Here is a 9,819-nt window from a genome sequence, read left to right on the forward strand (position 1 = left end):
ATTGCGGCGAGAAAGTACCCAAAAAGTTGCACGTTCGATGGCATGATTGCCCCCATTGTGGATGCAGTCTTGACCGTGATCATAACGCAGCTATCAACATAAAAAATAGAGCGGAGGGGCATCCCGTTCTTAAAGCGCAACGCCTCCTAAGCAATAGCCGGATTGGTTGCGAAGCCTACACCATAACTGTACTCAGGTTGGTGTAGGAGATGTCACTGATTCCTCAACTAATTGTAGGTTTGGGTAATCCCGAACCCAAATATGACAAAACCCGTCATAACATTGGTTTTGAAGTCGTCGATGAGCTAGCCCGTCGGGTGCAAATTTCTTGGAGCGAAAATCGTCGCTTCCAAGCGTTGTTGGCAGAAGGACGTGGCTTAACGGGTGACAAACTACGTGTACTCAAACCCCTAACCTACATGAATCGTTCTGGGCAAGCGATTCGTGCCGCGATAGATTGGTATAAAATGCCCCCAGAATCCGTTTTGATCGTCTATGATGAGCTTGATTTACCCGTGGGGCGGCTACGTATACGCCTGTCAGGTTCTGCGGGAGGACACAACGGCATGAAATCCGCGATCGCGCATCTAGGAACCCAAAGTTTCCCCCGCCTACGCATTGGAATTGGCAAGTCTGACCCAGAAAAGAACACCGTCGGTCACGTTTTGGGCAAATTCTCTCCTGACGAATCTAAGATCATCACCGAAGTTATCCAACTCGCCGTTGACTCCATAGAACTCTCGCTAAAGGAAGGAGTTGAAAAGGCAATGAGCCTCTACAACAGCCGGATAATTGAGTGTTGAGTGTGTAGGGGCGAGTTTCACTACTATCGTTTCCTTTGCACCCAGATGTGACTAAACTCGCCCTACTTGACTTTGCCCAAGGGAACCTGGTTTTGAATTAACGAATGACCAATGACCAATGACCAATGACCAATTTACATAATTTGACTCAGACAGGAAAGGTCAGCTCTACCAAAATGAATACTAAAAGCCACATTCAAATTTTCCAGAGACTTAATTAACCAAGGTACACCGTCTCTCGTGGAAGACTCGTAATGATTAAACAAAATAGAAAATCGCTTTTCCAAATAGGGCTTAACTTTACGACACAGCAGCACGATTTTAAGTAGCAACACCGTTGTAACCGTTGCCCCTAAATTCGTGATTAGATCGACAAAAACAAAATGTTTAGGGCGCTGAGAACTCTCAACAACCAGAAAATTTAATAACTGGCTACAGGTTCGCAAAATCAGAAATTCGCTGGGCTTCTGATTATCACTTTGAGGTAAGGTATTTTTCAGATGCTCATGCAATCGGCTATTAAACTGCCGTTTTCCGTAGGCTGGATTAATGGAAGCTGTCAGATACTCATACAAATCGTCCTTAAAGTCTTTGTAGCAAGGAGTCTGGCTACTATGGGTGAGGAAACTTTGAGCCAGATCCCGGCACGTATGAGAGCCTTGGACTTTGCCGACAAACTGTTTTAGGGCAGTCCCCAACTCATGATCCGTTAGAAGGGTGGGATTTTTGACAGGTTGGATAATTTTAGTCGAAGCGTCTTTCGAGTCCTGACGTTTCATTTGGGCGCATCGCACCTGATAAGTCACGTACTTTGACAAATCTAGCTCGAAGCGCTGCTGAAGCCGGGATTGAATTTGCCGGACGGTTTGTTGATGTTCATAACTGCTGTCTTCACTCAGCAAACAGTGTTCGTACAGATAGGGGTATCGCTGAATGAGGGGTCCGACTTCTGTAGAACTGGTGGATGTTTCACCGACCACCTGAGATAAGCGATGTAGGGTAAGATATTGGTCGGTTTCTTTGAAAAGCTGTAGCAGATGTCGCAGACGCCTAGAACCGCGAGAGTAAACCCCGGTTGTGGGTGGAATATTATCCAGTAATGCGACCAACTCAGGGATGGCGCTTTGGTGTTGCGGTTGTATTTGCCAGCTATTAATCAGAATGTGACAGCAACGATTCAGGATGAACTTGAACTCTTGCTCAGCCTGCTTATCCATTGCTAGCTTTTCCAAGACCATCCAGATTTCCGGCTCTGGATATCGAGAGCCGTCCATGAATAGCTGTTTGAAGCGTTCAAGCGTCTGCGTCGGAGATTCTACCTGTACGCAATACAGGATATGGTCGTACAGTTGCTGCTCTTGTGAGCTAGTTTGTCTGATGTCAGAGTCTGTCCAAGTACTAGTATTCACTTCAGTTTACCCCCCTACGCGCAAAAGTCGTGGGCTGGTTGATTTGAATGGAATTTGGCAGATCTAAGCTCAAATTTGACTTGCCCTGTATTTCAACAACCGAAAACCCTGATCCATTTTATGAATTACCCCGCTTAAACGAGCTTGGTCAAGAGTTGCTTAAATCTAATAAACTATATTATCTCTATATATAAGCATACTAAACTAAGTATGGATCATACTGTAAAATAATGCCGCAAAAGTGTGAAGATTCAGTGAATATAGAATAAAACGCGATTTAGCTTATCCGGCGAGAAGCCCCACAACCAGCCATAACCTATTCACCATCCTGGAACTATGCCTTGTCAGCTTTCGTTAACCCAATTCATCGAAGTCCTCGCGGCTACTCCGGTTAATCTGTCCGTGCCGATGACGGTTAATGGGGTCTATGGTATTACTACTGATACCCGTAACCTAGAACCCGGTCAAATATTTTTAGCGCTGCGGGGAGAAACCTTTGATGGACATGACTACGCTGAGGTAGCGATTAAGAAAGGGGCGATCGCAGTGATTACTAACCGTGACCAAGGGTATCATCTTCAGGACATACCCCAGCTTCAAGTCGATGATACTCTACAGGCATATCAGCAACTTGCTCGATGGTGGCGTGATCAGTTTGATATTCCGGTGATTGCGGTTACGGGTTCTGCTGGAAAAACGACGACGAAGGAATTAATCGCGGCGGTTTTGTCTACTCAAGGCAATGTCCTGAAAACCCAGGCAAATTACAATAATGAGATTGGTGTGCCAAAAACATTGCTGGAATTAGACTCTAATCATGATTATGCCGTGATTGAAATGGCGATGCGGGGTTCTGGGCAAATTGCCCTATTGACCCAAATTGCCCGTCCAACGATTGGCGTGATTACGAATGTGGGGACGGCGCATATTGGACTTTTAGGATCGGAGGATGCGATCGCCAAAGCAAAATGTGAGTTATTGGCGCAGATGCCGGATACAAGCATGGCGATTCTTAATCATGATAACCAACGCTTAATGGATACGGCGGCTACGGTTTGGCAAGGGGAAACATTGACGTTTGGCTTAAACGGGGGTGATGTTCAGGGAAAACTCATTGACTTGTTTAGGCTAATGGTGGATGGTATCACATTTCCCTTACCCTTACCGGGGGAACATAATGCCCTCAACTATTTAGCCGCCCTAGCCGTGGCGAAACATCTCCAGATTGATTGGACACCCTTGAGGAAAGGATTATCGGTTCAGATGTCTGGGGGGCGATCGCAACGCTATGAGTTGCCTAATGATATCGTGATTCTCGATGAAACCTATAATGCTGGATTTGAAGCCATGATCGCGGCGTTACACCTCCTCGCCCAGACGCCGGGTAAGCGACACATTGCTATTTTGGGATCAATGAAGGAATTAGGAGACCATTCGGAACAACTGCACCAGCAAGTTGGACAGAAAGCCCAGCAACTTCAATTAGATGCGGTATTCATTACCCTTAAGGATAGGGAAGCCGAAGCGATTACTCGGGGAATTTCGGCATTACCTAGCGAAGGTTTTGCCGAGGACGACGCTTTGGTACAGCATTTAACCGAATTTGTGCAACCAGGCGATCGCTTACTGTTCAAAGCTTCACGTTCTGTGGGTTTGGATCGGGTTTTGCATCAGTTTCGAGAGTTAATGTCTGGCGAATTGAGTCAGGAATCGCCCCGACTTTCGGAAAAACTCTAAACTTAAATCGAACGAGGTTTAGCGGTAAATTTGAGTTCCAAGGTTAAGCGATCGCTACTGCTGGGAGAGCTTTTTTTGCGAAAGCAACGGCCATCTTCTACAAATCCAAAACCTGCTTTACCGCAAATAGAGGTTATATTAGGATAACCATAATACTGGCTAATTTCTCGGAGTGAATGGTCTTTGTACAAAAACCGAGAAGCAAGTTTTTTCTTCCGGTGACTCTCCAGTACACAAACGTGAGGATTACTGCACAAATCCACATCGGTTAGATAAAAGTAAAAGGTCAAGCTACGGGGGTTATTCGTGGCTTGATAAAACCTCTGAGCCTCTTGACGTCGCTCATACAGAGTTGACTCTACGGCAAAACTCCACCAAAGCTGAGTGTCTTGGTGAATTGGTTCGGCGTTGAGGTATGTAGCAGCAATTGCTAATAATGTTGAGTCAGTTTCTAATTTCTTGATTGCTGGACATGATACTATAGTTTTGTTGTAAATTCCCCGAACTAATAGTTTTCCAGTCTGCCTCATCACTTCTTCTTTTTCGGAGACATTAAAACTGAATTGAGGATTATTGGGTTCATGGCAAGTATTTGTCAGTGCCAAGTCTCGGATTTCTTGGATAATCGGTTCAGGAAGGTTAAGGTTTTGATAAATTCCGTTGTGTTTCAGTGAGTGAATAGTCTCGGTAAAATCAATATCCTGGAAAATTGAAATTTGAGATTGAGCCTGAATATCACTTGTCTTCATCTTGCCGATTTTCTTGGCAAGAATAAAACGACGAATACGGTTTAAGTAATTATTACCCTTTTGAAAGGAGTTAAACTCAATACCTGCGGTAGGATTAGAAACAACATCAATGAACATCATTTTAGGTATATCTTTCAATCCATTGAAAGGAACAGTTTAGGTTTCTGAGAAATAAATTGGGGATTGATGCACGATACACCTCTAAGGGCAAGTCATGGTCTGAATTGGATAAAGATAAGGTAGATAATTAGGTGGACAAAATCTAAGGAATAATTAACTCTAACGAGATTAAACTCAGATGATTTTTGTCCCTGAAATGTTTATGATTCCTGTGTTTATGTAATCGTATCCAATTTTTAACCAGGAAGATAGATGTTCACGTCTAGATTACTCAAATCTTTAAGAATTGGTAGATAGTTTAAAGGGAAAGTAAAGCAGCAACTTAGCGTTGGGGCTGGTTTAGTTATATCAGGGTGAGAACAAAACGATAAGAGTGAAATGCCCTGTTTCCTGTTCCCTGTTACACACCGAGCGAAGCCGAGGTGTTCCCTGTTCCCAGACCAATGACCTATTGCTGATGAGCAAATAGCAACAATCCTGCCAATAGTGCCACAATAGCCGCCGCATAGAACACCCACTCTAAACCGCAGAACGCTAACACGGGTCCTAACAGGATCGGAGATATAAACTGTCCCAAAAACCCCGCACCTGTCCCAGCCGCTAGTACACTGGATTTCAGGTCTGGGGGAGCTAGATTCGCCAGAGTGCCGTAAAGGGTGGGGAGTACCAAACCAAATCCCATACCAAAGAATACAGCCGTCACCAAAATCCAACCCAGTTGGTGCAGGATGGGAATCGTACTTAAAGTTAACGCCATCAGACCTAACCCGATCGCAACAGTCGTAGGTCGTCCCCAGCGCTGGGCAAGTTTTTTCGCGCCAAATGCTGATATAATGGCTGCGCCTATTGCCCGTGATGCTAAAACAATTCCATTAACCACGCTTGTGGCGTCAATGGTTTGTTTGAGATATTGCGGAGCATAAATGACCACCGCATACATCGCAATGGATACCAAACTGAGTGTGCATAAGAGGCGTAGGGTGTAGGGGCGTCCTAAAACCTGGCGCAGTTTACTTCCAGCATCTTTAGCGTCTGCCTTGGTTTTTGGGGAGGATTTTTCCGGTAAGAACCGTGCGGCTAAGATTGCCATAGGTAGTCCTATGCCATACAGACCAAATGCCCATTGCCAGTGAAATGAACCCACCCAACCCCCAAGTAGGGGGAAAGCAATGCCCATAATAGTTAGGGTACTGGTTGCGTATCCCAACGCCTGCGATCGCGCTTCGCCTTCATACATATTTCCCAAGATGCCCAAACTCGCCGCCGCAATTCCGCCACTGGCGGCACCTAATAGTCCCCGCACGACTAACAACGGCATTAGTGAGTGCATGAAGGCACCGGCTGTGCCAAATAAGGCGTAGAGAATTAATGACGGAATCAGCACCCGCAAGTGACCGATCCGATCTGCCACAATTCCTAATGGTGGACTAAATAGGGCAATGGTTAGACAATGCAGGCTGACCAAATTCCCTGCTAATGCCGGATCAAGGTTAAGTTGCTGGATCATCTCTGGCAAAATTGGCGCCACCACTCCCCCCGCCATGGTGGTGAGAGAGCCGGCGACTAGCAGCACTAACAGCCGAGGATCACGTAACATAACTTAAAATACCTAAAGATTTTGACAACTATAGCAGAGAGCAAAGGGACAGGGTAGACGAAGGACGAATGACATAAGACATAAGACATAAGACAATCGATTGACTCATAAAAAATTCCAGGCTACATATTGTCAAATAAATCGACAACAGAGGCTCCGATATGGAACTGACGACAACGCTAACTAGCCAAAACGTTCAAAACGCGATTAGAGAAGTAGGGATTAACCCCAACTACTGGTATTCAGTGGCTTGGGCAAATCAAATCAAACCCGGTCAAATCTTACCTGTCAAGATTTGGCAACAATCCATCGCCGTTTACCGAACTCCCACCGGTCAACTCCATGCTTTAGAAAATGCTTGTCCTCACAAAGGTGTGGAACTGCACAAAGGCATTGTTCAGGATGAGTATTTAGCCTGTCCCTATCACGGCTGGCAGTTTGACGGTGCAGGAAAATGTGTAGGCATTCCCTACTTTCCCCCGGAACAGAAACTACCCTGCGCTCAAGTTCGTACTTACCCAATTCAGGAAAAATACAAGCTGATTTGGATCTTTCCTGGAGATCCTACCTTAGCCAAAACCTGTCAACTGCCAGATATGCCAGAATTTGACCATCCGGACTGGTTTATGGTTCCCGTGAGTGCCAGGATGAAGTCTCATTTCTCGATTTGTAATGAAAATACCATGGATGTTTTTCATGGATTTTTGCACCAAAACCTGCAAGGATGGTTTGATCCAGTTCTCAAGCGGTTGCAGGAAACGGAAAATACTGTCTGTGCGGAGTACGATGTCTCCTATAAAGGGCGTATGGCTCAATGGTTAGGGTTGAGCGATCGCGCGGATCAAGTGACTCGCCGCACGATATCGGTACAGTATCGCTATCCCCACTATTACAGTTCCCTCGAAGGCGTCTCCAACCTCTACCTGATGCGCCTCCCCATCGGACTAACGGAAAGTCGTTCCTTTGCCCTATTCTTTTTCAAGATTCCCCTACCCCAATGGTTCCGTAAGCTATTCGACCCCCTCTTGTCTACCATACTGGAACGGTTTGTATTTATGCGATTTCTCAATCAAGATATTGAAATGATGGAAAGTGAGCAGCAAACCTATCTGGCAAATCCCCAGCGTCGCTATGTGGAAGTCAATCCCGCGATCATTGCCATACAGCGGTTGATCCGGCGACAATATGAAGCAGGTACTGACTCAGAGGAGACAGGAACTTGAGCCATCCACGGAAAAGGAATTGGGTGAAGTCTAACAATCGTTAGAAGATTTGACGATTGGGATTGAAGATTGATCGTGATCAGGTGTTGTCGTTCACTCAAGTGGCTTGTCGGCTAGATGTTTTGGAAGTCCCTGAGTTGTTAGTCTGGATCTGATCGGAAGTGCGATCGCATCCAGACAAATTCTACACGCCAATGGTCAGTTCCAATACCGTCGTTCTACCTCAACCTCACACCATCCAGGGAACTTATCCCTTAAGTATCGCGCCGATGATGGATCGCACGGATCGCCATTTTCGGTATTTTATGCGCCAGATTACCCGTCGCACTCTCCTTTATACCGAGATGGTGACCAGTGCAGCAATTATACATGGCGATCGCGATCGCCTCTTGGGTTTTTCCGCCGAAGAGAAACCCTTAGTGCTGCAAGTGGGTGGAGATAATCCCCTAGAACTCGCCGAATGCGCCCGAATTGCTGAAGGGATGGGGTATGACCAGATTAATCTTAATGTAGGATGTCCGAGCGATCGCGTGCAAAATGGCAACTTTGGTGCTTGTCTGATGGCGCAACCGGAACGAGTGGCGCGGGGGGTGGAAGCGATGATTAAGGCGGTTACAATACCAGTTACCGTCAAGCATCGGATTGGCATAGATGAGTGCGATCGCTATGAGGATATGGCAAACTTTGTCCGTATTGTCTCAGAAGCCGGATGTCAGCATTTTAGTGTCCATGCGCGGAAGGCGTGGTTACAGGGATTAAGTCCCAAGGAAAATCGCACGGTTCCCCCTTTACGGTATAGTGATGTGCATCGCCTCAAGCAAGAGTTTCCTCAGTTATTTATTGAGATTAACGGCGGATTTACCAGTTTAGAACAGGTACAGGAACAGTTAAAATTTGTCGATGCGGTAATGATTGGACGCGCCGCTTATGATAATCCCTACCTGTTTGCTCAAGCTGATTGTCAGATATTTGAAGAGGAATGTATACCCCCCACTCGCCATCAGGTTGCGGAAGGAATGTTGAATTATATTGATCATTGGGTAGCTAAAGGATTGAAGCTGAATAAAATTACCCGTCATATCCTGCAATTATTTTCTGGACAACCTGGAAGTCGTGCTTGGAAGCGACATTTAACCGAAAAGTCTTGTATTCCGGGTGTAGGTTCTGAAGTAGTGCGGGAAGCCTTGGCGAAAGTACCAGATGTCACTTAGATGAAATATAGTCCTATTGTTCCATGACTAATACTTCTCAGACTCCAGAACAAATCCTAACTTCATTGTGTGAAATCGATTCATTGAATAAAATATATGAAGAAAAATTCAAATATAACACAACTAAAGGCATTGATCGAATAAATGGCTCACAATTTGAAAAACAAGCTCAGTCTCAGATTCAGGTCATTCATGATAAGTGTTTAAGCGGAACTTATAAATTTTCGCCTTACTTAGAATTATTAAAATCTAAGGGAAGGGGTAAGCCGCCAAGAGTTATAGCCATTCCCACTGTACGCGATCGAATTGTTTTATATATCTTAAAAGAACTTTTGTTCAAGGTATTTCCGGAATGTGTCCACCGTCAACTCGCCAATACCTATATAGTTGAAATTATAAAAGTTTTAAATAATAAAAAGCCTTCTGAAGTAGCAATATTTCGTACTGACATCAAAAATTTCTATGGCTCAATCAATAGAGAGAAGCTAATTTGTAAATTAGAGGAGAGAATCCCATCTATAAAAATCATAAAACTCATTCAAAGAGCTATAGAAACGCCCGCTGTTCCTCAAAACTATAGAAAAAAAGATAAAGGCAAATATATAGAAGGCAAGGGAGTGCCGCAAGGATTATCCATCTCAAACATACTAGCCTCGATTTATTTGGCTGAATTAGATCAAGAGATGAAAGAGATGAAAGAGATGGATATAGCAGCCCTAAATAGGTCGCAACAGATATAATAGTAATAATACATCCCTAGTAAAAAGACAAAAGATGAACATTATAGATGAATTGGCTAATTTTATCAATCAGACAAAAGAGACCAAAGAAATTAAAAGAGCCTTGGCGGTAAAAATGATTTTGGAAGGAAAATCTTATCGTGAAGTCAAAGAACTATTAAAAGTTTCTCACAGTTTTATCAGCCAATGGAAAAATCAAGCGCTTTTTCAGGGTGTAGAAAGTTTAAAGC

Annotated in this window: 10 protein-coding genes; 7 read left to right on the forward strand and 3 right to left on the reverse strand. The window is 44.6% G+C overall.

The window, feature by feature from the left end:
• Together RH949_RS27080 and pth are read left to right on the forward strand one after the other, a co-directional pair.
• On the forward strand, window positions 1–206 hold a 206-nt coding region (locus RH949_RS27080; RefSeq protein ID WP_446357508.1), incomplete at its 5' end, for a zinc ribbon domain-containing protein.
• A gap of 3 nt (window positions 207–209) precedes the next feature.
• The gene (pth, locus tag RH949_RS27085; RefSeq protein WP_446357510.1) at window positions 210–803 is read left to right on the forward strand and encodes an aminoacyl-tRNA hydrolase; all 594 of its coding nucleotides are present in this window, start codon (window positions 210–212) and stop codon (window positions 801–803) included.
• 134 nt (window positions 804–937) lie between these two features.
• Here the strand turns inward: pth and RH949_RS27090 are convergent, their stop codons facing one another.
• A complete protein-coding gene (locus RH949_RS27090) occupies window positions 938–2,212 on the reverse strand; it encodes a hypothetical protein (RefSeq protein ID WP_044209480.1) in 1,275 nt (424 codons plus the stop codon).
• A gap of 336 nt (window positions 2,213–2,548) precedes the next feature.
• Between RH949_RS27090 and RH949_RS27095 the strand changes: the two genes are divergently transcribed.
• Window positions 2,549–3,949, forward strand: coding sequence for a UDP-N-acetylmuramoyl-tripeptide--D-alanyl-D-alanine ligase (locus RH949_RS27095; RefSeq protein WP_446357512.1), 1,401 nt, complete (start codon window positions 2,549–2,551; stop codon window positions 3,947–3,949).
• A 2-nt stretch (window positions 3,950–3,951) separates the two neighbouring features.
• On the opposite strand, the gene RH949_RS27100 is transcribed toward RH949_RS27095, so the two are convergent.
• Window positions 3,952–4,818, reverse strand: a complete 867-nt coding sequence (locus tag RH949_RS27100) for a hypothetical protein (RefSeq protein WP_446357514.1) — start codon at window positions 4,816–4,818, stop codon at window positions 3,952–3,954.
• Window positions 4,819–5,266: 448 nt separating this feature from the next.
• Window positions 5,267–6,415, reverse strand: a complete 1,149-nt coding sequence (locus RH949_RS27105) for an MFS transporter (RefSeq protein ID WP_446357516.1) — start codon at window positions 6,413–6,415, stop codon at window positions 5,267–5,269.
• A 161-nt stretch (window positions 6,416–6,576) separates the two neighbouring features.
• Here RH949_RS27105 and RH949_RS27110 point away from each other — a divergent pair, with 161 nt between their 5' ends.
• The 4 genes from RH949_RS27110 to RH949_RS27125 form a co-directional block, all read left to right on the forward strand.
• On the forward strand, window positions 6,577–7,638 hold the full coding sequence (locus RH949_RS27110) for an aromatic ring-hydroxylating dioxygenase subunit alpha (protein WP_446357518.1): 1,062 nt from the start codon (window positions 6,577–6,579) through the stop codon (window positions 7,636–7,638).
• Window positions 7,639–7,832: 194 nt separating this feature from the next.
• Complete coding sequence (gene dusA / locus RH949_RS27115) at window positions 7,833–8,849, forward strand: tRNA dihydrouridine(20/20a) synthase DusA (protein WP_446357520.1); 1,017 nt, start codon at window positions 7,833–7,835, stop codon at window positions 8,847–8,849.
• 23 nt (window positions 8,850–8,872) lie between these two features.
• Window positions 8,873–9,589, forward strand: a complete 717-nt coding sequence (locus tag RH949_RS27120) for a reverse transcriptase domain-containing protein (protein WP_446357522.1) — start codon at window positions 8,873–8,875, stop codon at window positions 9,587–9,589.
• Between the two features lie 34 nt (window positions 9,590–9,623).
• Window positions 9,624–9,819, forward strand: a 196-nt coding sequence (locus RH949_RS27125) for a helix-turn-helix domain-containing protein (RefSeq protein WP_446357524.1), incomplete at its 3' end; no start/stop codon positions are given.

Origin of the sequence: Coleofasciculus sp. A1-SPW-01 (assembly GCF_040217205.1) — a bacterium.
GTDB classification, from domain to species: domain Bacteria; phylum Cyanobacteriota; class Cyanobacteriia; order Cyanobacteriales; family Coleofasciculaceae; genus Coleofasciculus; species Coleofasciculus chthonoplastes_A.

Coding starts and splice junctions, on each gene's coding strand:
- RH949_RS27105 (WP_446357516.1), bottom strand. CDS start 6,415: ATGTTACGTGATCCTCGGCTGTTAGTGCTGCTAGTCGCCGGCTCTCTC.
- RH949_RS27095 (WP_446357512.1), top strand. CDS start 2,549: ATGCCTTGTCAGCTTTCGTTAACCCAATTCATCGAAGTCCTCGCGGCT.
- RH949_RS27110 (WP_446357518.1), top strand. CDS start 6,577: ATGGAACTGACGACAACGCTAACTAGCCAAAACGTTCAAAACGCGATT.
- dusA (WP_446357520.1), top strand. CDS start 7,833: ATGGTCAGTTCCAATACCGTCGTTCTACCTCAACCTCACACCATCCAG.
- RH949_RS27100 (WP_446357514.1), bottom strand. CDS start 4,818: ATGATGTTCATTGATGTTGTTTCTAATCCTACCGCAGGTATTGAGTTT.
- RH949_RS27120 (WP_446357522.1), top strand. CDS start 8,873: ATGACTAATACTTCTCAGACTCCAGAACAAATCCTAACTTCATTGTGT.
- pth (WP_446357510.1), top strand. CDS start 210: ATGTCACTGATTCCTCAACTAATTGTAGGTTTGGGTAATCCCGAACCC.